The sequence below is a fragment of the Microcoleus sp. Pol12B4 genome (assembly GCF_036701385.1).
Classification (GTDB): Bacteria; Cyanobacteriota; Cyanobacteriia; order Cyanobacteriales; family Microcoleaceae; genus Microcoleus.
This window is the reverse complement of sequence record NZ_JAUBQR010000030.1, coordinates 14544-41264: the sequence shown is the minus strand read 5'-3', so window position 1 is coordinate 41264 and position 26721 is coordinate 14544. Positions and strand designations below refer to the sequence as shown.

16 protein-coding genes are annotated in these 26721 nt (G+C 43.8%); 10 read left to right on the top strand and 6 right to left on the bottom strand.

Translation table 11 applies throughout. The annotated features are described in order from the left end of the window. Positions 1–834 precede the first annotated feature (834 nt). From QUA38_RS06640 to QUA38_RS06630, 3 genes are all read right to left on the bottom strand, one after another. Positions 835–1062 (bottom strand): hypothetical protein, encoded by a 228-nt coding sequence (locus QUA38_RS06640; protein ID WP_333160279.1) that lies wholly within the window; start codon positions 1060–1062, stop codon positions 835–837. Positions 1063–1137: 75 nt separating this feature from the next. Then, on the bottom strand, positions 1138–1350 hold the full coding sequence (locus QUA38_RS06635) for a hypothetical protein (protein WP_333160277.1): 213 nt from the start codon (positions 1348–1350) through the stop codon (positions 1138–1140). Positions 1351–1414: 64 nt separating this feature from the next. Further along, positions 1415–1609 carry a hypothetical protein gene (locus tag QUA38_RS06630; protein WP_333160275.1) on the bottom strand — a complete coding sequence of 65 codons (195 nt, stop codon included), beginning with the start codon at positions 1607–1609 and terminating at the stop codon, positions 1415–1417. 350 nt (positions 1610–1959) lie between these two features. Between QUA38_RS06630 and QUA38_RS06625 the strand changes: the two genes are divergently transcribed. The 9 genes from QUA38_RS06625 to QUA38_RS06585 all read left to right on the top strand — a co-directional run bounded on the left by QUA38_RS06625 (position 1960) and on the right by QUA38_RS06585 (position 18659). Continuing rightward, positions 1960–3240, top strand: coding sequence for a glycosyltransferase (locus QUA38_RS06625; protein WP_333160273.1), 1281 nt, complete (start codon positions 1960–1962; stop codon positions 3238–3240). A gap of 129 nt (positions 3241–3369) precedes the next feature. Continuing rightward, positions 3370–9999, top strand: a complete 6630-nt coding sequence (locus QUA38_RS06620) for an AAA family ATPase (protein WP_333160286.1) — start codon at positions 3370–3372, stop codon at positions 9997–9999. Next, a complete protein-coding gene (locus tag QUA38_RS06615; protein ID WP_333160272.1) occupies positions 9996–11027 on the top strand; it encodes a response regulator in 1032 nt (343 codons plus the stop codon). Before QUA38_RS06620 ends, QUA38_RS06615 begins: the two co-directional genes overlap by 4 nt. A gap of 84 nt (positions 11028–11111) precedes the next feature. Beyond that, complete coding sequence (locus tag QUA38_RS06610; RefSeq protein ID WP_333160284.1) at positions 11112–11741, top strand: response regulator transcription factor; 630 nt, start codon at positions 11112–11114, stop codon at positions 11739–11741. Positions 11742–11883: 142 nt separating this feature from the next. Further along, a complete protein-coding gene (locus tag QUA38_RS06605; RefSeq protein ID WP_333160270.1) occupies positions 11884–14046 on the top strand; it encodes a flotillin family protein in 2163 nt (720 codons plus the stop codon). Positions 14047–14314: 268 nt separating this feature from the next. Continuing rightward, the gene (locus tag QUA38_RS06600; RefSeq protein WP_333160267.1) at positions 14315–14893 is read left to right on the top strand and encodes a ferric reductase-like transmembrane domain-containing protein; all 579 of its coding nucleotides are present in this window, start codon (positions 14315–14317) and stop codon (positions 14891–14893) included. Positions 14894–14995: 102 nt separating this feature from the next. Beyond that, on the top strand, positions 14996–16357 hold the full coding sequence (locus QUA38_RS06595; RefSeq protein ID WP_333160266.1) for a WD40 repeat domain-containing protein: 1362 nt from the start codon (positions 14996–14998) through the stop codon (positions 16355–16357). A 118-nt stretch (positions 16358–16475) separates the two neighbouring features. Then, positions 16476–16835: a DUF2470 domain-containing protein gene (locus QUA38_RS06590; RefSeq protein WP_333160282.1), complete on the top strand. Its 360-nt coding sequence runs from the start codon at positions 16476–16478 to the stop codon at positions 16833–16835. 186 nt (positions 16836–17021) lie between these two features. Next, positions 17022–18659 (top strand): AAA family ATPase, encoded by a 1638-nt coding sequence (locus QUA38_RS06585; protein WP_333160264.1) that lies wholly within the window; start codon positions 17022–17024, stop codon positions 18657–18659. A gap of 204 nt (positions 18660–18863) precedes the next feature. Here QUA38_RS06585 and QUA38_RS06580 read toward each other — a convergent pair whose 3' ends face one another. Further along, entirely contained in the window at positions 18864–19940 is a 1077-nt protein-coding gene (locus QUA38_RS06580) for a DUF3616 domain-containing protein (protein WP_333160262.1), read from the bottom strand. 509 nt (positions 19941–20449) lie between these two features. On the opposite strand from QUA38_RS06580, the gene QUA38_RS06575 reads away from it, so the two are divergent. Next, a complete protein-coding gene (locus QUA38_RS06575; protein ID WP_333160260.1) occupies positions 20450–21553 on the top strand; it encodes a site-2 protease family protein in 1104 nt (367 codons plus the stop codon). Between the two features lie 407 nt (positions 21554–21960). Here QUA38_RS06575 and QUA38_RS06570 read toward each other — a convergent pair whose 3' ends face one another. Both QUA38_RS06570 and QUA38_RS06565 read right to left on the bottom strand, forming a co-directional pair. Beyond that, positions 21961–25542 carry a PAS domain S-box protein gene (locus QUA38_RS06570; protein ID WP_333160259.1) on the bottom strand — a complete coding sequence of 1194 codons (3582 nt, stop codon included), beginning with the start codon at positions 25540–25542 and terminating at the stop codon, positions 21961–21963. Positions 25543–26296: 754 nt separating this feature from the next. Beyond that, positions 26297–26686: an AbrB family transcriptional regulator gene (locus tag QUA38_RS06565; protein ID WP_015179394.1), complete on the bottom strand. Its 390-nt coding sequence runs from the start codon at positions 26684–26686 to the stop codon at positions 26297–26299. Between the last annotated feature and the right edge of the window lie 35 nt (positions 26687–26721).

Genomic DNA, 26721 nt, shown 5'->3' with positions numbered 1-26721 from the left:
AAGTTGAATGTGACGCGAGTTGTCATCGCCCACCGCCTGAGTACGATTCGCAATGCCGATCGCATTTATGTAATTGAAGCCGGCCGTTTGGTAGAATTTGGTTCGTTTGATGAATTGGTAAAACAGGGAGGATTATTTGCTAGATTGGTGGCGAGGCAGATAGAGTAGGTATTCAACGTACAACCATTCTCAAGAACGGGCAAGATGCCCGTTCCACAAGAAATTCACTCTTTGTGGAGCGGGCATCTTGCCCGTTCATAAAAGCCTGATTAAAAATGGTGCAACATCTCCTTTACATCCGTTACATCCCGTACATTGCTCGTTGCCGGACTGCTTATTGTTTTGTTAGCAAATCTGGCAACCACAACAAAAGTAGCAATAGCAAGCAGAGGATAACTAAGCCAACGCTAAATATTGTAGCGTTACTCATATCGGGGGCTTGCTGCATGAGGTATAGTGGCTGTATTGTATCCATAATAAATTACAGGTATTTTCTAGGAACCTAGGCTTGAATTTTCGTCCTGTCAACTTAAAATTTATGCCACAGTCAGACAGGGAATTAATTCCCTGTCTCATAGCGAAAGTCCTCTCAAAGAGGACTGAATAATATTAGATTCGGTCGCTCGACCGCAATAAGATTCGATCGATCGTGCGGACAACAGTCCGCAAAATGCTGCGTACTGTTGTCCGGACTACAAACCTTTTTAGATCGCCCTCGAATCGACCGGATCTGATATAACTTATTAGTCCTCTTTGAGAGGACTTATGCTATGAGGCAGGGGTTTAAACCCCTGCCGGACTGCCGGACTGCGGGTGTAACGTTTTTAACTTGTGTTATGAACCCAAAAGTTCCAACATCTTCGTAGGGATTGTCAAGCGCAGTTTTGGAGGCGGTTGGTTGATTGTGAGAACAGGGATACCAGCAGCCCGAGCTTGATCGACAGCATCGGAACAGCCGCCCGCGATCGCCTCTAATTCCAATTCGTTCAATTCTTCAGCGCTTGAGTTTTCTTGTTGGGATTCGGACGGTACTTTTTGGAAAAATTTATTGTTGCTTTCCATTGATGTTTTCTCCTTGCACAATTAGTGCAATTTGTTTCCAAAAGCGATTGAACCAACTCCTAGGAAAGTTGCCTGCTATCCAACTTTTTTACCCGCAAATGCCTCATAATTTATCGGAGAGAAGCGGGGGATATTATGCCAATCTTGAAACATAAAACCCAAACCGCCTGCGAGCGCATCTAATTCCAATTCGTCCAATTCTTGATTAGTTGAATTTTCCGGTTCTGATTCTGCGATTTGGGACAACTCAGACGGTAATTCTTGCGAAAATTGATCGTTGCTTTCCATCAGATGTTTTCTCCTTAGATGTTTAAACTCAGGACAAGCGCGGTCGCTTCTAGTTACAAGCAGCTCATTTCCCGAAATAGGACTGCATGTAGTTAATCAGTTGCGTGGATATGCGGGGTTTCAGATAGTCCGGCACTGGGCCTTCGATTGTGAGAGTACGCATACCACCTGCGATCGCTTCGAGTTCCAAGTCGCTCAATTCTTTATTAATTGAGCTTTCTTGTTCTGCTGCTTTTTTTATGATACTTTCACTCGACATGGAAGTTACTCCTTGTTGATTTTTTACAGCTAGGCTCTGGCTGGCCTATGCGTAAATTTAGTTTATTAAATTCCTAGGCTAAATTAGCTAGCTAAAAGTAGAGTTGTGAACCTATAAAAACAACTTAGTTTGAACTAACCTTTAGTTGAGAAGATTACCTGAACTTTTGGCTAGGTATCGCAGATCGCATACAACTATATACTGGTAACAGTCTCTTGCAATGACTAAAGCCTGCGCCCCATTACTGAGTTTCTCCAAGCGATCGCCCCAACTCCCCAACGCCCCAACACAAATCCCTCACACCGCCGATTAAATGCTAAAAAGTTTAAACTCACACGGAGCCTTGACTCATGACCCACTTTTGCCTCCTTTGTCCGGCATCCACCGGCCACCTCAACCCCATGACAACATTAGGCTGCGAACTGCTTCGCCGAGGCCATCGAGTCACCGTATTTAACCTCCTCGATGCTAAAACCACCACCTTAGCCAGTGGCTTAGAATTCCAGCCATTAGCTGAAGATGAATTTCCCGCAGGCTCAATGGCAGAAGGCTTGGGCCAACTGGGGAAACTCAGCGGAATCAAAGCCTTTCGATATACTATCAAAACATTCACCCAAATTTGGGCTGCTCTTCTGACAGAGGCTCCAACTGCCATTCAAAAAGCCGGTGTAGAAGCTTTACTCGTAGACCAACTTTCATTTGAAGGAGGAACAATTGCAGAATTTCTCAACCTTCCTTTCATCACAGTGTGCAGTGCCTTGATGGTAAATCGAGACCCTAACATTCCTCCGTTTGGTACTCCGTGGCAATACAATCCAACTTTAGCAAACCGCCTACGCAATCAAGTCACCTATCAGTTACTAAATCTGGCTGTTAAACCAATTCGAGATGTTATTGCCCAATATCGCCAAGAGTGGAAATTACCTCTGTACTCTAACCCGAATGATGGTTACTCGAAATTAGCTCAAATCACTCAACAACCCGCTGAATTTGAGTTTCCCAGACAAAATTTACCCCCGCATTTCCATTTCACTGGCCCTTATCATAATCCAGAGACACGCAAACCAGTACCTTTTCCTTTTGAACAATTAACTGGGAAACCATTGATTTATGCCTCAATGGGAACTATTCAAAATCGCTTGCTGGATGTTTTTCAAACCATTGCCTCTGCGTGTGAAGGATTAGACGCTCAATTGGTGATTTCTCTGGGAGGTGGCGCGAGTCCCGAATCCTTGCCACAATTGCCGGGAAATCCGATCGTGGTTGGCTATGCACCGCAATTAGAATTGCTGCAAAAAGCTGCTCTGACGATTACTCACGCCGGGATGAATACGACTTTGGAATCTTTGAGCAATGGAGTACCGATGGTGGCAATTCCTGTGGCGAATGACCAGCCGGGAGTGGCAGCGCGGATTGCTTATACGGGTGTTGGCGAAGTGGTTGCTTTGAAGGAATTGAGCGTTTCTAAAGTACGATCGGCAATTGTGAAAGTCCTCACCCAAGAGTCGTATAAACAAAGGGCGATCGAGATGCAAGGGGCGATCGGGCGATCGGGCGGAGTCAAGCGCGCCGCTGACATTATCGAACAAGCTGTATTGACTGGGAAGCCTGTCTTGGCTTCTAAAATCTAAAATCTCAGATGTGGAGTCAAATCTAAAATCTAAAATCTAAAATCTAAAATCCACTGATGGCTCACGCACCTCTGGTGTGAGGAGCAAATTTATGCTATGTTCTACTGCAAAGTTGACAGCGGTATGAATATGCTGACTCTTCCGGGCGTTGAAATCACAGAGCTCATCTACGAAAGCGCAAACTCCCTGGTTTACCGAGCATTCCGACAACCCGACAGTCTCCCCGTTGTCCTCAAAATCCTCAAAGAAAATTATCCCACGCCCCAAGAACTCGCCCGCTATCGCACAGAGTATAAAATTACACAATCTCTGAATCTGAGTGGCTGTATAAAAGCCTATGATTTGCAGCCATATCAAAACACGCTGGTGATGTTTGTCGAGGATTTTGGTGGCGAAGCCTTGAAAATTTGGATGCAGCAGCAAAAATTTAGTATTGCAGAATTCTTGCGAATTGCGATCGCAACCACAGAAAGTTTACAACAAATTCACAGCGCCAACATCATTCACAAAGACATTAACCCTTCAAATATTGTCTTCAATCCAGCTAGCGGAGAACTCAAAATCATCGACTTTGGGATTTCGACGCAGTTGACGCGGGAGAATAACACCCTAAAAAATCCCAACATTTTAGAGGGAACTCTTGCTTATATGTCGCCGGAACAAACCGGCAGAATGAATAGAAGTTTAGATTACCGCACAGATTTTTATTCCCTGGGCGCTACCTTTTACGAACTGCTGACATACCAACTGCCTTTTGACACCCATGATGTGCTGGAATTAGTACACAGTCATCTCGCTAAACAGCCCTTGTCTCCATCTCAGGTGAATCCTGAAATTCCGCAAATTATTTCCGATATTGTCATGAAGTTGATGGCAAAAAACGCTGAGGAGCGCTATCAAAGTGCGATCGGAATAAAAGCGGATTTAGAAGAATGTTTAAATCAACTGCACAGCCATAACAATATATCAGTTTTTACCCTAGGGAGTCAAGATATTTCTAACCGTTTTCAAATTCCACAAAAACTTTATGGCAGAGAGCGAGAAATTGATAGCTTACTGACAGCTTTTGCACAAGTCAGCCAACAAGGCAAAGATGTCTGTGCCACAAGTTCACTGATGCTGATTTCGGGATATTCGGGTATCGGCAAATCAGCTTTGGTGCAAGAATTATACAAGCCGATTACTCAACAGCGCGGTTATTTTATATCCGGCAAATTTGACCAATATCAGCGCAACATTCCCTACAGCGCAATTGTCAGCGCTTTTCAGGATTTAGCCAAACAACTGTTAACAGAAAGCGAAGTGCAACTTAAAGAATGGCGGGAAAAATTATTAGACGCATTGGGAATCAACGCTCAAGTCATTATTGACGTAATTCCCGAAATTGAATTAATTATCGGCAAGCAACCCGCGCCGCCAGAATTGGGTGCTGCAGAAGCGGAAAACCGCTTTAATTTTGTGTTTCAAAACTTCATTAAAGTTTTTACTAAACCCGAACATCCTCTGACAATATTTATCGATGATTTGCAGTGGGCTGACGGGGCATCTCTGAAACTGATGCAACTGCTGCTCGGCGCTTCGTCAACGGGACTGTTTTTAATTGGGGCCTATCGGGATAACGAAGTTTCTGCGGCTCATCCGTTAATGCTAACGATTGCAGAGATTATCAAAACAGGGGCAAATGTCGATCGCATTTTCCTGTCACCTTTGGATTTAGCCTCTGTTACTCAACTAATTTCCGATGCCCTGAATTGTCAGGAAGCAAGAGTCAACTCCCTTGCGGAGTTAGTCTTTTTCAAAACGGGTGGGAATCCTTTCTTTATGAATGAATTTCTCAAATCGCTTTATACAGAAGGGCTATTACAATTCGACTTTACCCCCAGGGCTGTTTCATTCTCACAAAAACCAGGGTTTTGTAGGGGCAGTGCCCCCGTGCCCCCCCAGCCGATAGACGAGGGCGATTCCCTACAGGATAGCTTCGCCGCGCGTGGGGAGATTGCCCCTACAGGGCTTTCAGATATTGTGGCAACCACGGGGGGATTGCCCCTACAAGAGAATGAAACAGACCAGTCTTGCCAAGAGGGGAGCCAGGGGAGTTGGCAGTGGGATTTAGATAAAATTCAAGCGAGAAATTTCACTGATAATGTTGTCGAATTGATGGCTGGCAAAATTAAACAACTGTCACAGAATACGCAGGAAACGTTAAAAATAGCAGCCTGCATTGGCAATCAATTCGATTTGAAAACCCTCGCCTCACTTTGCGAAAAATCTGTGGGACAAACGGCGGATGAGTTGTACGCAGCCGTTGCTGAAAATTTAGTCGTGTTGCTGGGGAACATGGGAGATGTGGAATTAGAAATTGCAGGGAAATTACCCAAGTCCCAATTCCTAGAACTCAAATTTGTCCATGACAGAATTCAGCAAGCGGCGTATTCGCTAATTCCCGAACAGGATAAGCCGATTTTGCATCAAAGAATTGGGAGATTTTTGCTGCAAAATAGCCTCGTAGATGACAGTACAAATGCCTATCATACAGAAGAAAAAATCTTTGAAATTGTCAATCAACTAAATTTTGGTTGCGATCTAATTTCCCATCAGCGAGAAAGAGATGAACTGGCTCAGTTAAACCTGATAGCAGGTCAAAAGGCTAAAGCATCAACTGCTTATGAAGCAGCGTTTGAGCATTTTAATGTTGGCCTAAAAATGTTGAGTGCAGATAGTTGGCAAAATTCCTATAACTTAACTTTGTGCCTTTATGAAGAAGCAGTAGAGACAGCCTATCTAACAGGTAATTTCATCATAATGAATAAGTTATCAGAGATTGCATTACAATCTACAGTAATAGTAATTTCAAAAGCAAAAATTTACGATGTGATTATTCAAGCTCATATGTCTCAAGGAAACTTTAAAGAAGGAGTGCAAACAGGTTTATTTTTTCTTAAGTTGTTAGGAATTGATTTGCCAGAACAGCCAAAAGTTGAGGATATTAAAAAGGGCTTTGAAGAAACAACTACCCTGTTAAAGGGACGAAAAATAAAAGAATTATTTGAGTGGCCTGAAATGACGCAACCAGAAGCTCGAACCGCTTTATTTATTTGTTCAAGAATGATAGGTACTACCTATTTAACTAATCGTGATTTAATGACACTAATTGTTTTAGCTAATGTCAATTTATCCATCAAATACGGAAATTCAATCTGGTCTGCTTTTGCTTATGCAGCCTACGGCGTTGTTTTGTGTGGAATTGTTGTAGATATTGAGGCAGGTTATGAATTCTCTCAACTAGCCTTAAAGTTAATAGAACGCTTTAATGCTCGCCAAGTTAAGGCTAGAGTTTTAGATGCTTTTGGCAATCACATTATACATTGGAAAAAGCATCTAAAAGAAAGTAGAGAAATTTTACTTGAAGCTTATTATAGTGCAGTGGAAACAGGAGATTTTGAATTTATTGGTTATGCTTTATTCGATCGCTGCTTTAATTCATATTCAATGGGTTATGAACTTGTGGCACTAGAACAGGAAATAATAAATTATTGTGAAATTCTTAGCAAAGCTCGACAAAAAAGTAGCTTTAATTGGGTATTAATGTATTTACAAATTGTTCGTAATTTACAAAAAAAACATAAGAATACTCTTGATTTAAATAGTGATAATTACAATGAAAATGAATTTTTATCTATACATCAAGCTACTCAAGATAAACAAGGTTTAGGTTTATTTTATTTAAATAAATTAATTTTATACTATTTATTTGATGAAGCTCATCAGGCAGCAGATAATGCAGTAACTGCAGAACAGTATTTAATTGGTATGACAGGAATGGTTGCTGTCCCTGTTTTTTATTTTTATGACTCTCTCGCGCATTTAACTATATTTAATAAATCTTCAAACTCGGAACGAAATGCTATACTAAATCGCGTGAATAGCAGCCAAGAGAAAATGCGTACCTGGGCGCATCATGCTCCGATGAATCACTTGCATAAATTTTATTTAGTAGAGGCACTTCGGAGTGAAGTTTTGGGTCAAGTTGTGGAAGCAATCGACTATTACGATCGCGCCATCTCCCTCGCCAAAGAAAACGAGTACATCCACGAAGCCGCTCTCGCTTATGAACTTGCTGCCAAGTTCTATTTATCCAGGGGGAAAGAATTAACAGCCAAAGCTTATATGCAGGAATCCTGTTACTGCTATCAACTCTGGGGTGCGGCGGCTAAAGTTAAAGATTTAGAAACGCGATATCCGCAATTATTTACGATCGATCGACCTGTAAGTAAAAAAAGTTCAACTACATCTACTACGAACAGCCGTTCTAGTTCTTCCTTGGATATCGCTACAGTCATGAAAGCTTCTGAAGCAATTGCTGGGGAAATTGTACAGGATAAATTACTGTCCAGATTGATGAAAATTTTGATTGAAAATGTCGGGGCTCAAAAAGGGTATTTACTTTTAGAAAGTCAAGGCAAATTGCTGATTGAAGCTGAAGGTGCAGTGAACGACGAACGGATAACGGTGTTGCAATCTGAACCAGTTGAAAATTGCCAGAAATTTTCCGAAACAATTATCAATTATGTCGCCCGAACAAAAGAAAATGTGGTTTTAAATAATGCCCCTCGTGAAGGCAATTTTACGAATGATTCTTACATCAAAGCTCGTCAGCCCAAATCTATTTTGTGTGCTGCTTTGATGAATCAAGGTCAACTGGCTGCTATTGTTTATCTCGAAAATAACCTCACGACACAAGCTTTTACTCCCGAACGTTTAGAAGTTTTGCAATTGTTATCGGGACAAGCGGCGATCGCACTTACCAATGCTAAACTCTACGCGGAAGTAAAAGAACGCGAAAATCGGCTTACTCAATTTATCAATGCGATGCCGATTGGAGTAACAGTAATTGACAGCGCCGGACAAATTTCCTACGCAAATCCTACAGCTTCCCAACTCAGCGGCATCAATTATATACCCGAATTAAATGCCGCTCAATTTGCCGAAATCGGTCAAGCGTATTTAGCAGGAACTAATGAGTTATATCCCACTGCACAAATGCCAATCGTGCGTTCTTTGACGGGTGAAACTGTCAAAGTAGATGATATCGAGTTCCACCGACCTGATAAAATTGTTTCCTTGGAAGTTTCCAGCACTCCAATTGTTGACGAAACAGGTAAAATTAATTATGCGATCGCCACATTTCAAGACATCACCGATCGCAAACAAGCAGAAAAAGTTTTAGCTGATTACAACCGCACTTTAGAACAGCAAGTGAGCGATCGCACTCTCGAACTCCAGCGAGAAATTATCGAGCGACAACGAGCCGAACACGCAGCACAAGAAGCCAACCGAGCAAAAAGCACATTCCTCGCAAATATGAGCCATGAATTGCGGACTCCCCTCAATGCAATTCTGGGTTTTTCCCAACTGTTGAATCGCGGTTCTAACCTATTGCAGGAACAGCAAGAACACCTGGATATTATCACCCGCAGCGGAGAACATTTGCTCGGACTGATTAACCAAGTATTAGATTTATCCAAAATAGAAGCGGGGCGCACGACTCTCAACCCGACAAATTTTGACCTCCACCGCCTACTGGACGACATCGAAAATATGTTCCAACTGCCGGCAGAAAATAAGGGATTGCAGTTCTTAGTCGAGCGGATGTCAGACCTTCCCCAATATGTGCAAACTGATGAAATTAAATTGCGCCAAATCTTGATTAACTTGATTTCTAACGCGATTAAATTCACATCGGAAGGTGGCATTTATGTGAAAATTAAAAATCAGGATCTTGCTCAGGAAATCTGCTTTGAGATAGAAGACACGGGAGAGGGAATTGATGGCAGTGAATTAGACAAGCTTTTTGAAGCTTTTGTGCAAACTAAAACTGGAGAAGAATCGCAACAAGGAACAGGATTAGGTTTAACGATCGCACGTTCTTTTGTGCAGTTAATGGGAGGTGAAATGACAGTGAGTTCTCGTGCGGGAGGCGGTACTATCTTCAAATTTGACATTAAATTTAATGCAGTTGAAAGTACCGATCGCCAACGGGAACAGCCAACTAGACGAGTTATTGCGATCGCACCCAATCAACCCCGCTATCGAATTCTCATTGCAGACGACGCTTTTGACAACCGGCAACTGCTGGTTAAACTGCTTTCCGCGATCGGTTTAGAAGTCTACGAAGCCAAAAATGGGAGAGAAGCAATAGAAAAGTGGGAGCAATATTCGCCGCACTTAATCTTTATGGATATGCGGATGCCGGTGATGGATGGGTATGAAGCAACCAAACAAATTAAAGCCAAAGCATCCTCAAGATCCTCCCTTGTTAACGGCGGCGGGGGTGTCGAAAGTCAAGCAACAGCAATTATTGCTATAACAGCAAGTAGTTTTGAGGAAGAGAAAGCTCTTATCCTCTCTACCGGGTGCGAGGATTTTATTTGCAAACCATTTAGAGAAGCAAACATATTTGATGCTCTGCACAAACATATCGGAGTGCAATTCGTTTTTGAAGAACTAAATGCTGCGCCCAGTTTCACAGAAAATGAAGTAAATGTATTGACAAAAACAGCTTTTTCTGAACTGCCTACTGAGTTAGTAGCCAATCTCCAGCAAGCCATTAGCAACCTCGATGTGGAACAGATGCAAACAGTCATCAATCAAATTCGCGAAATCAATCAGCCCTTAGCTAGGGCGATCGCAGCTTGCATTAAAAATTTTCAGTACGAACAGTTGCTAAATGTAATACACACATTGAGGGATGAGACATGAACAAAAACCTCAGTTTTAGCTGCCAAGAAAGTATTTTAGTTATTGATGATTGTCCTGAGAACTTAAAACTTTTAAGCGGGATACTATCGGCTGCTGGGTATAAAGTTCACCTGGCTCCCAGTGGGAAATTAGCTCTTAATTTTATCAATACCAACTTACCAGACTTAATTTTACTGGATATTATGATGCCTCACATGGATGGCTACGAAATCTGCAAGCAGCTAAAATCTACTCCCAAAACTCAAAATATTCCCATAATTTTTATCAGCGCTTTGCAAGAAATTTTTGATAAAGTAAACGCATTTTCTGTGGGCGGAATAGACTACATTACCAAACCTTTTCAACAACAAGAAGTTTTAGTTCGCGTCGAAAATCAATTGCGTCTGAGTAGGATATCTAAACAACTTATAGACCAAAATATTCTCGAAGAGCGCAACCGCATGGCGCGGGAAATTCACGACACTTTAGCGCAAACTTTTGCAGGCATTATCATACATTTGGGAGCCGCACAACGGGTAATACCCACAAATCCAGAACAAGCACAAGTACACATGAAAACAGTCTGCGAACTGGCTCGTTCTGGACTTGCTGAAGCACGGCGATCCGTAGAATCTTTGCGCCCGCAACTGTTAGAGGATGGCGATTTGTATAGCGCTCTCAACAAAATTGCTAAACAAATGTCATCAGATACTGATACTCGCACTATTGTTGAAGTGGTTGGCACGGCATATTCGCTACCATTAGAGGTAGAAAATAACCTGTTGCGGATCGGGCAGGAAGCATTAACAAATGCTTTCAAATATGCCAAAGCTACGTCGATAAAAATTGAGTTAGTATACGAAACATCCAACTTTTTTTTGCGGGTGCAAGACAACGGAGAGGGATTTAATACGGAAAGTATCGGTTTGAGCAATGGCTTTGGTTTATTGGGAATGAGAGAACGCGCCGATCGCATTAACGCGCAGCTAACTGTAAACAGCCACCCTGGAAACGGAACAGAAGTTATAGTTTCAGTTAATCGACAGTAAAGTAAGGTAGATATTTCGCACCATACATAGTAAGTTTGTAGTGATAAATTCAGTTTTTTTAATAAAATTAACAGGGTCAACATGATTAACCAATCAAACATTATTCGCGTTTTAATTGCAGACGATCATTATATTGTGCGGCAAGGTTTAGTGGCGCTGCTGAATCAGGAATCAGATGTTAAAGTTGTGGCGCAAGCAAGCAACGGGCAAGAAGCTGTTACAATGTTTCGCGAATATCAGCCCGATGTCACCCTTATGGATATGCGGATGCCCCAAATGGATGGAGTCGCCGCCATTGCTGCGATTTGTGCGGAGTTTCCCAGCGCCCGGATTGTGGTGCTGACGACTTATGACGGCGATGAAAACATCTATCGCGGATTGCAAGCTGGTGCTAAGGGCTATCTGCTGAAGGATGCGGAACCAGAGGAGCTCTTAGCAGCAATTCGGGCGGTTTTTGAGGGTAAAAAGTACATTCCGCTGGCAGTGGGTGTTAAGTTAGCCGATCGCCTGAGTGGACCTGAATTGAGCGATCGCGAATTAGACGTTATCCGCCTCATAGTCGCTGGTAAAAGCAACAGCGAGATTAGTGAAGTTTTGCACATCAGCGAAAGCACCGTCAAGTTTCACATCAACAATATTTTGAGCAAAATGGGAGTTAGCGATCGCACGCAGGCCGCGATTTCCGCATTAAAACGGGGGATTGTCAGCCTGTAGTTTTACGAGCAGTATTTTTTTTACTGATAAATATGACTATTATGACTGCAAATAATGATAAATAAGACCTTAAGTTTTATGTAAAAACTTTTTAGTAAGGCTAAGCTGGAATTCCTAGGACAAATTAGCCCTAATCAAAAAAATGCTTTATTCATTTTTGTCCAAATCTCAAGTAAAAGTTCGCGTTTTAAAACAGTTTGCAGCCGCTGTTTCTGCGTCTTTAGCTCTTAGTGCAACAACCAGTTTGAAACCCTCGCCGATATTAGCGGCTAGCAATATCCCCCCCGCAAATCAAACCTCGACTCAGCTAGCCACAAAACCTGATTCTAGCTTCCAGCTAGGGCAGTTACGCAGCACTGTTCCCGTGCAGACAATGCAGCTCGATCCGGGCGGATTTATCCCGATCGCGATCGGCAGTATGATAATTATTCTGGTGCTGCCGCTGTTTTTTGGCGGATTGGTAGTAATTGGCGATCGCGAAGTTGGCATTGTCAGTAAAAAGTTTAGCTTCGGCGGCAAGTCTTTACCGCCGGGAGATTTAATTGCCTTAAACGGAGAAGCTGGATATCAAGCTGATACTTTGCCCCCCGGTTGGCACTGGGGTTATTGGCCTTTGCAGTACAACGTTCGCAAAGAGTCTCTAACTGTAGTTCCCCAAGGTGAAATTGCCCTGATTATCGCAGCAGGTGGTCAGTCCATTCCGCCACAGCGCATCCTCGGCAAAATCACAGAATGTGACAACTTTCAAGATGCTCGCCAATTCCTCAAAGGCGGCGGCGAAAAAGGTAGACAACTCGGCATATTGACTGGCGGTAGCTATCGAATTAATACAGCATTATTTACAGTAATTACAGCGGCCAATGCTCCCAAACACGGAATGACAGCCGAACAGTTAAAGCTGTATAGAATTGCCCCAGATAAAGTAGGAATTGTCACAACTTTTGACGGCGTTCCGATTCAAGATGGCGAAATTGCTGGCCCGATTATCCCGAATCACGACAACTTCCAGAACGCGCAAAAATTTATCACCGCCGGCGGGCGGCGCGGTTTGCAGGAACAGGTTTTGCTTTCCGGTTCCTGGAACTTAAATCCTTGGTTTGTCGGGGTTGATCAAGTGGCGATGACCGAAATCCCGATCGGCTATGTCGGCGCGGTTATTTCCTATGTCGGCAAAACCTCAGAAGATGTGAGCGGCGCTGCTTTTACCCACGGAAATTTAGTAAATGTCGGCAATAAAGGCGTTTGGGTAACTCCCCTTTATCCGGGCAAACATCCGCTGAATACTCGCATTTTGAAAGTAGAGTTAGTGCCGACTACTAATATAGTATTGAATTGGTCTGGTAAAACAGAACGGCACAGTTACGATTCTCAACTTTCGTCTTTAACCGTGCGTTCTCAAGACGGTTTTGCCTTTGATTTAGAAGTAGCTCAGATTATTCACGTCGGCGCCTTGGATGCTCCAAAAGTTATCTCTCGCGTGGGTTCGATGCAGAATTTAGTAGACCACGTTTTGCAGCCGACAATCGGGAATTATTTCCGCAATTCGGCTCAAGCTTATTCTGTATTAGATTTTCTCTCGGCAAGAAGCGGCAGACAAGCGGAAGCTGCCGAGTATATTAAAGCAGCTTTGCGAACCTACGACGTGCAGGCAATTGATACTTTAATCGGGGATATTTTGCCGCCTGCAGAGTTGATGCAAACTCAAACCGATCGCAAAATTGCTGAGGAACAGTGCAAGACTTATGAGGTGCAGCAATTAGCACAAACTCAGCGGCAACAATTGGTGCGGGAAACGGCGCTGGCTGAGATTCAACAAGAGATGGTGAAATCGGAACAAGGCGTGAAGATTTCTGAGTTGAAAGCGAATTCTCAGGTTAAACAAGCTCAAGGCGAAGCTGAGTCGATTCGGGTGAAGGGAAATGCTCAAGCTGAAGCTTATCGCGCGGGTGTTGTAGCTTTGGGAGGTTCAGGTTATACGGCTTTGCAGTTAATGCAGATTATAGGCGATCGCAACGTGCGAGTTGTGCCGGATGTTGCAGTAACAGGCAACGGTAGCGGTGGCGGTTTGGTTGATGGTTTGCTGGGAATGATGTTGTGGAATCAAACGGGCAAAAATGGAGAAAATGGCGGGGAGTTGCCGCTAGTTAACCTACAGAAATCGGAACCTGCAGCCAAGTTATCAGTAGCCCAGGTGAATTCTGTTAAGCCGTCGGCATCTCGCGCTAATTCCCCTGTGGCGAATTCTGAGGCTGATATTGCTCCGCTGTTTGATGAATTGCCGTTTGACGATCGATCTTTTAGTTAGGCTGTGCATTTTGTAGCGAGGATTTAAATCCTCTGTTATTGAAAGGGGGTATTAGCAGTTGGTAGTTTGGCGCGATACCTAGCCAAAAGTTCAGGTAATCTCCTCAACCCAAGGTCAGCATTAGCTGACCTTTTTTATAGCTCACAACTAAACTTTTAACCAGCTCTTTTGGCGGATGAGTGTTATAAGATTAAAACGTAATTGACATTACAGGAACCCGTCCGCGGTGTTTAAGGGAAGTTTACCTACTTAGTAATGGGGGCAAGCTATGCAGTTTTTAGAGATTAATTTAGATACATTTTCTCAGGCGAGTATCCTGGGATTCGCTGCCTTAACAGCCTATATTCTCACACTGCTTCCCACAAATTTGATAATAGTTTTCCCTCTCACCAAAAAAACTGGCTTTCCCCAGTGGCTGCTGAAATATCGTCGCCTCATAGGTCTCCTCTCTTTCTTTTTAGCTGTAGTTAACGGATTCATCTTTTTCAAACAAAGAAACTTTGATATCTTTGATCTCAAAACTTATTTTGTTTACTTCCAGGGAGTAGCAACATTCATTATTTTTACTTTTTTGGCTATCACGTCTAATGATTGGAGTGTGAAAAGGCTCAAGAAAAATTGGAAAAAATTGCAGCGTCTCACTTACCTTGCTATGTTTTTAGTAACCTGGCATATCTGGGATAAAATGGCCGCTCACTGGACATATTTAACGCCTGTTGGAATTGCAGCTATAACCGCCATAATAGTTTTATTCCTCTGCCGCACCTGGATTCAGTGCCAATCTAGACCCAAAAAACATCAGCCAACCGCCGACAAAGTAACAGTGCTAAATAAAAGTGTTGGATAGCATCTCTCAAAGGGATAATCCGGCCGTAACCTCCGCGATAATTTTATGGAATTGAAATCGGAAAGTTGTTTTTACATAAACTGAGTTTTGTAGGTCATGTTGATGATATCAAAAGCAGTTAAATGGAAAAATTTAGCCTTGACATTAACAGCAGTTGTAACTGCGGCAGGTATCGGATTATATAGGTATTTTGTGGAATTGGAAACCACTGTATCGCAGTTTAAATCGGGGTTGTTCACTCAATATTCTAGCAGTTTTAAAGATAATTCTGGGTGGATTTACGCGATCGCACTCAGTCCAGACGGCAAAACTTTAGCCAGCGGCTGTTATAGTGGCATTATCAAAATCTGGAACTTGCAAACTGGCAAATTGCTTTACACCATAAAAGCACATACCGATGCAATTGAATCCCTAGCCATTAGTCCTGATGGCAATCTTCTGGCTAGCGGGAGTTGGGATAACCGGATTAAATTGTGGAATCTCAAAACTGGCAGACTCATCAATACCTTGAAAGGTCATGCAGATGATGTCAAAGCAATAAGTATCAGTCGTGATGGAAGGTTACTCGCTTCTGGCAGTACCGACAAAACTGTAAAATTGTGGAATTTTCTCGATGGCAAACTACTCCGCACACTTCCAGATACAGACTGGATTAAATCTGTGGCTTTTAGCCCGAACAGTAAAATTTTAGCAACTGGCAGCGAGGATGGAACTATCAAGATTTGGTGGCTTGATGATGGCGGCAATTACACCCTGACTGGGCATTCCGGGGCTGCCAACTCTGTTGCATTCAGTCCTAACGGGAAAACTTTAGCGAGTGGCAGTGCGGATAAAACTGTTAAGCTGTGGCAGTTTACAAATGGCAAAGTTCTGCATACATTAACAGGGCATTCCGGTCCGGTGCAGTCAGTTGCTTTTAGCCAGGATGGACAGGCTTTAGCTAGTGGCAGCTACGACAAAACTATCAAGCTGTGGAACTTGAAAACAGGCGAACTGATGACAAATTTTGCGGAGCATTCTAAGCCAGTTTGGTCAGTTGCTTTTAGCTCTCAAGATAGTGTTTTAGCCAGCGGCAGCGGAGATGAAACTATTAAGCTTTGGCCTGTATCTGTCCCGATTGCGGCTCAGGTTAACTCTCCAGCACCAGAGGTAGAGCCAGCACCTTCGGAAATTATCTCCCACGGTGAAATTGCACAGTTGAACCGGAAAGTTTACGACCAAATTGACAAGAGTTGGCGCTCGACTCCCACCTTCAGCACTTCATTAGTTTATCGCGTTGCCGTGAATGAAGAAGGGGTAATTAGAGATTGTCAGCCGCTGAACCAAGCAGCGGGTGATTTTATTCAACAAGTTTCTCTTTCTTCCTTTCGCAATGCTGGTAAACAGCAGCATTTTTCTCAATTTAAGGTAGTGTTAAAACCCTCTGGGGTTCTGGAAGTCAGCCCGTGGGAAGGGTGGAGCTAATTCTACTAATTATCTAAAAAATTCGGTTTGATTAGGACTTTTGGAATTACTGAAGCGCTCGATATTATTCTCTTCTGGTTCTTCCTTCTTTCTCCTTTTATTGCACTCATAACTCTTGATGCAATTGATCGCGGTTGAAAACTTTGTACCGATCGCAGTACAATCGATCGATATTTCATCTGAGGAATCTCCCATGTCAGAACCGTTTTCCACTGAGATTAGCGATCGCATCTGCACTCACATGAACGAAGACCACGCTAGCGCTGTAGTGCTATATGCTCAAGCATTTGGCAACCAACCGCAGGCAACGGAAGCTCAAATGCTCGCTATTGATGCCAACGGTATGGATTTAAGCGCTAAAGTCAACGACAAAACAGTGCCTGTTAGAGTAAATTTCGATCGCACTTTAAAAGACGCCGAAGATGCTCACCACACTCTCATTGAAATGGTGAAACAAGCTCGAAAAGTTGCTAAGTAGTCAATTGCGTACTATTCTGTTATAGTTTTAATATTTGCAGTACGGACTTTAGTCGGGTTCAATAGTTGTTAAGGACTCAAGTCCTTATGGAAAACATTTAGTTGTGTTAATTTTTTTTAAAAAACTAAACTCCGTACTGCAAAAAAAATTAATAAAGTTTAATTTTACTCTAAAATACCAAATAAAATGACCGAGACTCACCCTAAATCCAAAGAATTAGAGGCTGTCAATGGCAGTAAAAATAACCATTTCGACGCACTGGTAAAGCGACTAGATTTGATGATTCGCGCCCGCTATTCGCTGCTGTACATTGTCAGCGCGGAGGAGGAACCGGTCGAAGCCGTAATTGCCCAAGTAGCACTGCAAGTAACTCCTGCGCGCCGGGTGTTGTTCTGGGATCTTGTGCGCGGCTGGGAGGATAACGGTTCTGGGAAAGGTTCGGTAATGGCGGCGCTCGATCGCGTCAGTAAAACTGCTGTTGAAGAATATACCATATTTGTACTGCGGGATTTGCACCCAATTTTGAAATATCCATACAGCGAAAAAAGCGCGGCGGTAGTGCGAGAATTGCGGAATTTAATGCGAGAATTAAAGCGCAGCAAAAAAACTATAGTTCTTACTTCTCACACGCTGGAATTACCGGAGGAATTGAAAGAAGAAGTAACGGTAATTGATTTTCCTTTGCCCAACGTCCAAGAAATCGACAGTTTAATTTCCCACGTTGTGGAAAAGCCGCAACAGTTGCAAGTTAGCGGTTTAGCAAGGGAACAGTTGGTTAAAGCTTGTCAGGGTTTGAGCCGCGCTAGAATCGGGCGAGTTTTAGCTAAAGCTTTGGCTGCAAAACAGCAAATTCACGAGTCAGATATTGACGGAGTTTTGGAGGAAAAACAGCAAGCAATTCGCCAAACGGGAATTTTGGAATTTTTCAACTCCAGAGAATCCCTAAAAAGTGTGGGCGGCTTGGAGAATTTGAAACAGTGGGTAAAGATGCGGCAAGATGCTTTTACTGACGAAGCGCGTCGCTACGGTATACCGAACCCGAAAGGAGTTTTGTTAGTAGGAATTCAAGGAACGGGTAAATCTTTATCTGCGAAAACTATTGCTTGCGAATGGCGTTTGCCACTGTTGCGATTGGATACTGGGAGATTGTTTGGCGGCGTGGTCGGGGAAAGCGAAAGCCGCGTCAGACAAATGATACAATTAGCAGAGGCGATCGCACCTTGCGTTTTGTGGATCGATGAAATAGATAAAGCCTTCGGCAACATTATCAGCGGTAGCGACGGGGATTCGGGAACTTCGCGCCGGGTATTCGGCAGTTTGATTACTTGGATGCAGGAAAAAACCAGTCCGGTGTTTATCGTAGCAACTGCAAATAACGTGCGGGTTTTGCCCGCAGAGTTGCTGAGAAAAGGCAGATTTGATGAAATTTTCTTTTTGAATTTGCCCTCAGAATCGGAACGGCAAGATATTTTTAAAGTGCATTTGCAGCGACTGCGGCCAACTAGATTGCGCGAGTTTGATTTGGGAGTTTTGGCGAAACGTGCTGAGAATTTTAGCGGTGCAGAAATCGAGCAAGTTGTAATTGATGGATTGTATCGAGCCTTTGGCACCTTTGTCAACGGACAGCGCCGGGATTTGATGACGGAGGATATTTTGAGGTCGATCGAGGATACTGTACCTTTAGCTGCGATCGCGCGATCGCAAATTGAAGATTTGAAGCGCTGGGCGGCGGAAGCGGGCGCGAGAACAGCATCTAACGATACTCACTTAATTGATGAATTGAAACGCTACAGCCAGCGGCGAAGGGATGCGATCGACAATTAACCCCACTTGTAGGGTGCGCCAGTTAAGCCCTAATTAATTCTCCCAAAAATCCCATCAGACGCACCTTCCTAATCGCATGGTGCGTCAGTTCATGGCTGATTAATTCTCCCAAATATCTCCCCTTCTGACGCACACTACTACTGCTACTAGCCTACAAGAGTTTATGGACAGTTATCTTAAACCTTTTTAGCGAAGACAGCGCAACTACAAACCCAACCTAAAAACATCAGCAAGAATAGAATTTTTTTCAATAATTCTCCCCGCATCCGGCGAATCGTAAACCACTAACAGCGAATTCTGCCCGTCCAAATAGGGAAACAGGCTCAATCCCTCAGCATTGTCCGTACCAACCTTAAAAGGCAAGTCAAACAATACCTCCAAATCTCCCCCATCTTGTCCACTAATACTGTCGCCCGATCCCCCAAAAATTTCCTTCAACCGAAAAACCCTCGTCGCCCCAGATAAAGTCATCGTCGGTCCGGCTAAAACAATTAAATCTTTCCCGTTCCAGCACAATTCTCGCACGCCCAAACCGTTCAAATCAAGAAAATGTTTGTTGTACAATTTCCCTCCTTTTCCAATTTCCTTAAGCCTTAAAACTCCCGGTTCTGCCTCTTCAACTTCTATTTCTAAAATTATCGCCCAACCCCGCAGCACCGGCCCCCGCAAACCGAGCAAAATGCGATCGCCCCGCACCGCCAACCCTTCAATATCAAAGCCATTTTCTTTACTCGGAATCGGCACCGATAAATACAAGCCGAGGTGGCTGTCATCTTTGAGCGCGTCTGTCAGCAAATTGCCCGTTTCTGTCCGCTGCAGACATCCCGCTTTCAATTGAGTTTCGGGATTGCTTGAAGGGGAAATTGACTCGCACAAAATCCCGTCTTTCATAGGAATGCGCGCCAGCAAATAGCGGTTGACCTCTGTCTCGATTTGTGCTAATTTTTCAATATCTTTGTCGGCGTCTTTGCCTTTAGTTTTTTTGCGTTTTGTGCTGTGAGAACCGACCAGCCAAAGATAATCGCTGCTGAAATCCATTCCTTCGATATCGATTTCGCATTTTCCAGGTAGATCGATAAAATCTGCGATCGCAAATCTTTGATGTTCTCCAAAAATATGAGGCGCGACAAGCGACAAACGCTCGATCGAAGTCGTCTCATCGGAACCCAGCCACAAATGGCCGTCTGGAGTTGAAGCGACAGCGGATAAGTCTGTAATGATATCAGCGGCTTCGCTGTTGAATTGCAGCAGCAGCCGGCCGAGCAAAAAAGATTCTGGCATAATTATTAGGATCAAAACTATTCTTAGGGTAAGTCATTATAGTTAAACCTGCTTGAAACTGAGCTCTTGCCACAGGTGTAATAGTCCGCCAGGAATTCCTTCTCCGTCTCAAAGCTTGCATTCAGTTAAAACTGAGATGTTGCACCATTCTCAATAAAGCTTTTACGGGCGGGCTAGAAGCAAGGGCCACAACAACATTTAATTTTTGTGGAACAGGCCTCTTGTCTGTTCATGACAGAGGTGCAAGATTTGAGTTAAAACCGACTGAAAACTAAAACAGAAATTTAAAAAAGATATCCTCCTCAAGCCTCATAGCAAAAACTTCCGTTTTGAGATAAGAATTTTTAACCCCTAGCGGGCAAAACCGCAGTCGGCGGTAATTATTCAGCAAACCGAACCTCCACAGACGGATAACACCCTAATTGAAGCATTAACATCGTCGTTACGTTTCGTTACGATAAGGAGACAGAGAGAAAAACCTCTCCTTCGTAAAATCAGAGGTAGCCATTATGAACGGTACATTTCGCGTCGGCAACCTGTTTGGGATTCCCTTCTTTGTCAACGCATCTTGGTTTTTAGTTCTGGGTTTAGTAACCTGGCAATACGGCGGTGCATTAGCTGCCTTGTTTCCCACATTGGGCCCCGTAGCGCCCTGGATGCTGGGATTATTCACAGCGTTACTGTTATTTGCTTCCGTCTTAGCCCACGAATTAGGACACAGTTGGGTAGCCATAAAACAGGGAATTGGCGTGAAATCGATTTCGCTATTTCTGTTTGGCGGACTAGCTAATTTAGAAAGAGAATCTAAAACTCCCGCAGAAGCATTTTGGGTAGCCATTGCAGGCCCGTTGGTCAGCTTATTGTTATCCGGTTTGTTAACAGCGATCGGCATCGGTGCTGGTCTCACAGGCCCCGCAGCGGCCATCGTCGGACTTTTAGCTTCCATCAACTTAGTTCTAGCCTTATTTAACTTAATTCCCGGTTTGCCCCTCGACGGCGGCAACATCCTCAAAGCGATCGTCTGGAAAATTACTGGCAACCCTTACAAAGGTGTAATTTTTGCTAGCCGCGTCGGTCAAATAATTGGTTGGATTGCCATTGCTACAGGCGTATTCGGCAATATTTGGAATTTAGTAATCGGTTGGTTCTTACTGCAAAATGCCGGTCAATCTGCCCAATATGCCACAGTCCAAAATCAACTGGCAGGCCTGACAGCCGCAGATGCTGTGACCCCCGAAAGTCCGATCGTCTCCCAAGACTTGTCCCTCAGAGAATTTGCTAACAACTACGTGATCGGTAGCACTCAAACCTGGCGCAGATTCCTGGCAACAGATGATGCCGGACAATTGGTAGGTGCGATCGACCTAGACGACCTCAAAACCATTCCTACCGGAACTTGGCCCCAAGTTTTAGTGAAAGAACTCCTGAAGCCGATCGAATTTTCCACAACAGTCAAACCAGAATTATCCCTCCTCGAAGTCGTCACCCTTCTGGAACAACTTAAAGTACAAGAACTCCCCGTCATTCGCGAAAATGGTGTCCTCGTCGGACTTGTAGAAAAAGCTGAAATTGCCCGCCTACTACAAAGACGAGCCGAAGCAAACCCTGCTTGATATCCTCAGATACTTGACAAATAACACCAGTTTCCCCCAAAAAATGCAACTTTAGCCCCGTGCTTCAAACTCTGGTAGTTCTCAGTCATTCCCCATTCTTCAATCGAAAATCGTATAACAGTTAACCCCCTCGATTTCCCTTACCAAAAAGGCGATCGGGGGGGTTAACTCTAGCTTGAAAAAAGTCAAGTCAAACACTAAATTGTTAGTCGCAAATCAAGCATGATAATTATCAAAGTGTATTCACCTTTGAGCGAGGATGTTTTGCCACCTCATGACTATTGGAGCAGCCGCTAAAATAACTGTTCTGGGAGTATCTATGCAGACCAGCAACTTTATAGATAAGGTGAGCTTAGCCGCACCCTAAAACTCAGCAAATTTATAGGAGCAGAAGCACATTGGGATCCCTACCGCTCAATTTCATCAATCAGATCTAGAATTTTTTGATAATCAAAATTATATAGATGATTCATCAGAACTTCCGCAAAAACATCATTATCGCTGCCGATTTCCTCAATAGTTGTGGCAATCAAGTCGAAGTCAGCCTCACGGACTGCCTGTTTTAGATTGCTCGTCCATTCTGGAGGAACTTTTGGCTTGGAGTCCAGCGTAAATATTGCAGCACTATCAGATATTTTTTCTTGTACCATACTTGAACTTTGCGATAAATAATTGACTTCAACATATTTATTAATGACTTCACCAGCACCCGCTGCGGTAACAACTTGAATGTCAAACTTGAAGACTGTCCCCTGTCCCAATTCGCTCTCTACATTAATGTCGCCGCCCATTAATCTTATGAACTCGCGGCTGATGTTTAATCCTAAACCCGTACCTGTTTGAACTTTTTTTTCTGATGAAGTTTGCACCAATAATTCAAATATACTTTCTAATTTTTTCTGGTGAATCCCAACTCCTGTATCGGCTATTTCAAAGCAAATAAAAACTGTTTTTTCAGATTGTCCAATATTTAAATAGTTTTGGGTAGGATTATTTATTCCTAATTGTTTTTGCCATACTGTGACGGAAACTGAACCTGTTTCGGTAAATTTAACCGCATTATCTAAGAGGTTAATCAGCACTTTTCGCAGCTTAATATCATCAGTTTGCACGTATTGGGTAACATCGCAAGAGCAGTCAATAATTAATTGCAATCCTTTATTGGCCGCCGGAATCTGAAACATATTTTGCACATCCCCCAGCAAGCGGTAAAAGTCAAAAACTTTGGCGTTGAGTGTCATGCGCCCAGCCTCTATTTTAGATAAGTCTAAAACTTGATTGATCAGTTGAAGCAGGTGTTCTCCGCTGCGGCGAATAATTTTGATATTTTCTTGTTCCGGCAAAGTTAAATTAGCGCTTGGTTCCATTAATTGAGCGAAGCCGAGAATGGCGTTGAGGGGGGTTCGCAATTCGTGGCTCATGTTGGCGAGAAAGAGGCTTTTAGTTTTGTTGGCAGCTTCTGCGGCTTCTTTGGCTTGTTGAAGTTCTTGTTCTGCTTGTTTGCGATCGCTCGTATCAATGATTATGCCGTGCCAGACAATATCTCCATTTTCGCGCAATTCTGGTCGAGAATAGCCTTGCAGCCATTTGAGTTTTCCCGATGCTGTCACAATCCGCCACTCGTGGGAAAATGGTTCTAGATCAGTGGCACTTTTGACAAGTGCCTCGAAGTGGCTGGGGCGATCGTCCGGGTGTATTTGTTCGTAGAGTAAAGCAGAGTTGTTCTGGATTTCCTCCGGCTCTAATTCTTGAATTTCTCGGCATAAAGGACTGATATATTCCATCTTGACTGAGCCGTCGGGATGCTGCACGAATATGTAAAGTTCTCCGGGAACAGTGTTCGCTAATTTGTGAAACAGAGCTTCGCTTTTTTGCAAGGCTAATTGTGCTTGTTTGCGATCGCCAATATCAATCCCAAATCCAAACAAAAAATCCAGGCTGCCACCTTCGTCGAGCACCGGTGTGCCGTACCACTCGACTAACAAAGTTCGATCGTCCGAAGTGAGAATGCGATGTTCGTTAACCGTTTGCTCGCGCGCTGTTACCCCCGTAAAAATCGAATGTAATCCGGCTCGATCGCTTGGGGGTACAAATGTATCTAAGTAATCCTTACCTGCAACTTCTGTGGCACTATAGCCCACAGCTTCCAGCATACTGTTATTCGCCAGCAGGATTTTACCCTCAGAGTCGATCGCCACAAAAAAAATCGGAGAATTTTCGATAATCTTTAAGTTAAAGTCTCGCTCTTGACGGATAATTTTTTCAGCTTGCTTGCGTTCCTCTATTTCGAGCTGCAACCGGACATTGATCGAGGCTAGCTCGATCGTGCGATCGACTACTTCAATCTCGAGGTTACGGTTGTAGTCAGCCAATATTTGCTCTGCGTGTTTGCGAGCCGTAATATCTTTAAAAACAGTAAGAACATAAAGGATATTCCCCGCACCGTCAAACACCGGCAGCGCTCGCACTTCCAAACGAATATTTTTCCCGTCTCGGCGAATTTCCATATCTTCAGCAATCACCTCGAAGCCACTCAACGCCCGCACAAACGGCATTTGCTCGGCAGGGTACAGTTGATTAGTGCCTGTTATATAAATTTGATAAGCTTGTGGTAGCTCTTGTGCGGTAGCATCGGGCATTTCTCCCCTACCCAATATTTGCTCTCCCGCCAAATTCATGAAAATAACTGCGCCGCGCGGATTCATCGCCGAGACTCCAACGGGCAAATTTTCTACCAGTTGAGCAAATTTTTCTTCACTTTCTGCCAAAGCTTGAAAAGACTTTTTCAGTTGAGCTGCCATCTCGTTGAAAGACTGCGCTAATTCGCCGACTTCCTCAAGCCTACTGACACTAACAGCGCGATCGAACTTTCTGGCGGCAATATCTTTAGCTGCCTCGTTGAGCCGCAGCAGTGGCAGCGTTACCCGCCTAGCTGTCAGCACTCCAGCAATTGTCGATAGCAGTAGCGCCACCAAACAAAGTAAAATCGTAGTACGCGTATTTTTGTTAATTTGCCCCATGAAATCGGATTCGGGAACTGCGATCGCAATCAGCCAGTTCAAACCGTAAACATCAGAAAACGGCAGCACTTCCACAAAATATTCCTGCCCGTCTCGACTAAATTTGAGTTGCTGCGGCTGCTTAATTTTGCCAAAGTCCCCGAAGTGTTGGTACAAATATTTAGCTGCGGTGCGAATGACAGGAGTTTGGCTGTCTAAAACATTCACCCGCTGCAGTTGCTGCTTTCTTGGCATCTTTCTAAAGGGTGATTCTTGACTAGAACTGGCAACCAGCAAGCCCGATCGTTCGATCGCGAAAATTTGTCCCGTTTTGCTAAACTTGATGTGATGGAGATATTGCTGAAGTTCCAAGAGCGAAAAGTGTACTGCACTAACTCCCAGCAATTTACCCTTTTGATCGCGAATCGGTTGGCTGGCAGCAATAAAAACAGTCCCAGGAGTAAAACCTTGATAAATGCTCGTCCAAATCGGCTTGTTAGCTGCGACAGCTTCTTTGTACCAGGGCCGGAGGCGGGCATCGTAGACTCCGGGTTCTACCTTTAATTTAGCGGTGCGAGTTCCTAGGCCATCTGTAGCGTAGTATATGTTCTGAGACTTGCTAGACTTGTTCGCCACGATAATTTGCAAGTTGTTATCCGTGGGGTTGCGCCAAATGCCGAGATATTCTCCTGATTTTTCAGCACCGAAGGATATCCATTGAATGCTTTTAAACGATCGCATTTGCAGCCACAGGAACTTCTCTCCCCGAGGCTGGGGCTTTTCTAACTGTAAATTTAATTCACCGCGCTCGATCACTTCAGCGTTAAGTTGATTTACCCACTGGGTATGTTCAAAAAAAGAAATCAGCTTTTCTTCAACTCTCTTTCCCGTCTCCGCGATCAAGTTCTGGGCGAGCTCTTCGACTGCTTTGTCTCCGTTGCGAAATGACAGATACCCGACAATCCCGACTGCTGCGACGATTTGCAGCACAAAAGAGGCCACTAGAAGGTGACGCAGGGAGATTTTTGTTTGGTGTTGAGAAGTTTTACTGGCGAATCGGGGCAACGGCATAGGCTGATGACTAATTGCTCCCTAACACTTTAACTGTTTCAGCCTGTAATTTCACTTACGGGCGATCGAGGTGTTTCCTTGACCTCAAAACCCCCCCACACAGACACAAATCAGGAGCAAGCACGAGACTTATAAAATTTTAGATTTTAGATTTTAAATTTTAGGTTAAATAATTGGGAATTAATGATGAAGCTCGTGCTTTCGAGCTTGGCTACAGTTGCATTCTTTTTTTCAACTGGTATGACGCACTGTTAGCTGAGAATACCTCAGCCATTTTCTTGCTTTGGTGGATTTCCTAGCTCAACCAAACCTAATTCTTCCTTCAAACCTCTTCAGTTCATCAATTACATCCGTTAAATCCCGTACACAATTGGTGGCCGAACATCCATCAATTACATCCGTTAAACCCCGTACACAATTGGTGGCAGAACTTCTCTTTAACAGCTACGCGGAAAATCCCCCGCTTCTCCACACGGGTATAGCGAGGGGCGAGAATATGTATTCTCGGAAAATATAAAGTAGTGGCAGTGGCTTTTGTCCAGCCATTGCCATCTATAGAAGCCATACTGTTTTAGGCTCACAGAAAGATTTCCGAGCCAATTCTCTGCTTGCAGTCAATGCTTGAAGCCAAACCAACCAGTTCAAGCAAGAAGTCAAAGCAAGTCGTAAAAGCCTAGGATTCTTCTTCTTCTCTATCGATTTGGCGCAGGTGAATGTGCTTGCGTCCCAGAGAGATTTCAAATTCATCTCCCGGCTGGAGTTCCATCTGTTTGGTGTAGGCAGCTCCAATCAGTAAGTTGCCGTTAGATTGAACGCTAATCCGATAGCTGGCAGAGCGTCCGCCGCGTCCATTGCCGTTTTGCTTCCCGTCTAGCTGAATGCCTTCTGCATCAATCAGCGCATTCAGGAATTTCATCATGTTGACCCGTTCTACGCCGTTCTTAGTAACGGTGTAGTAGCCACAGGCTCTAGCTTTTTCTTCCTTGGTAAGGTTCTCTAGGTCTTTGACCTTTTTGATCAGATCTTCGCCTTCAAGGGGTTCGATATTTTTCTTTTTAGCCATTTACTGAGTCCTGAAATATTCAACTGGTGTACGGA

Bases quoted from the DNA above. Each gene is read 5' to 3' on its own strand.
- QUA38_RS06640 (WP_333160279.1), bottom strand. From the start codon at position 1,062: ATGGAAAGCAACAATAAATTTTTCCAAAAAGTACCGTCCGAATCCCAA.
- QUA38_RS06565 (WP_015179394.1), bottom strand. From the start codon at position 26,686: ATGGCTAAAAAGAAAAATATCGAACCCCTTGAAGGCGAAGATCTGATC.
- QUA38_RS06625 (WP_333160273.1), top strand. From the start codon at position 1,960: ATGACCCACTTTTGCCTCCTTTGTCCGGCATCCACCGGCCACCTCAAC.
- QUA38_RS06585 (WP_333160264.1), top strand. From the start codon at position 17,022: ATGACCGAGACTCACCCTAAATCCAAAGAATTAGAGGCTGTCAATGGC.
- QUA38_RS06595 (WP_333160266.1), top strand. From the start codon at position 14,996: ATGATATCAAAAGCAGTTAAATGGAAAAATTTAGCCTTGACATTAACA.
- QUA38_RS06600 (WP_333160267.1), top strand. From the start codon at position 14,315: ATGCAGTTTTTAGAGATTAATTTAGATACATTTTCTCAGGCGAGTATC.
- QUA38_RS06620 (WP_333160286.1), top strand. From the start codon at position 3,370: ATGCTGACTCTTCCGGGCGTTGAAATCACAGAGCTCATCTACGAAAGC.
- QUA38_RS06630 (WP_333160275.1), bottom strand. From the start codon at position 1,609: ATGTCGAGTGAAAGTATCATAAAAAAAGCAGCAGAACAAGAAAGCTCA.
- QUA38_RS06605 (WP_333160270.1), top strand. From the start codon at position 11,884: ATGCTTTATTCATTTTTGTCCAAATCTCAAGTAAAAGTTCGCGTTTTA.
- QUA38_RS06580 (WP_333160262.1), bottom strand. From the start codon at position 19,940: ATGCCAGAATCTTTTTTGCTCGGCCGGCTGCTGCTGCAATTCAACAGC.
- QUA38_RS06575 (WP_333160260.1), top strand. From the start codon at position 20,450: ATGAACGGTACATTTCGCGTCGGCAACCTGTTTGGGATTCCCTTCTTT.
- QUA38_RS06615 (WP_333160272.1), top strand. From the start codon at position 9,996: ATGAACAAAAACCTCAGTTTTAGCTGCCAAGAAAGTATTTTAGTTATT.
- QUA38_RS06635 (WP_333160277.1), bottom strand. From the start codon at position 1,350: ATGGAAAGCAACGATCAATTTTCGCAAGAATTACCGTCTGAGTTGTCC.
- QUA38_RS06590 (WP_333160282.1), top strand. From the start codon at position 16,476: ATGCAATTGATCGCGGTTGAAAACTTTGTACCGATCGCAGTACAATCG.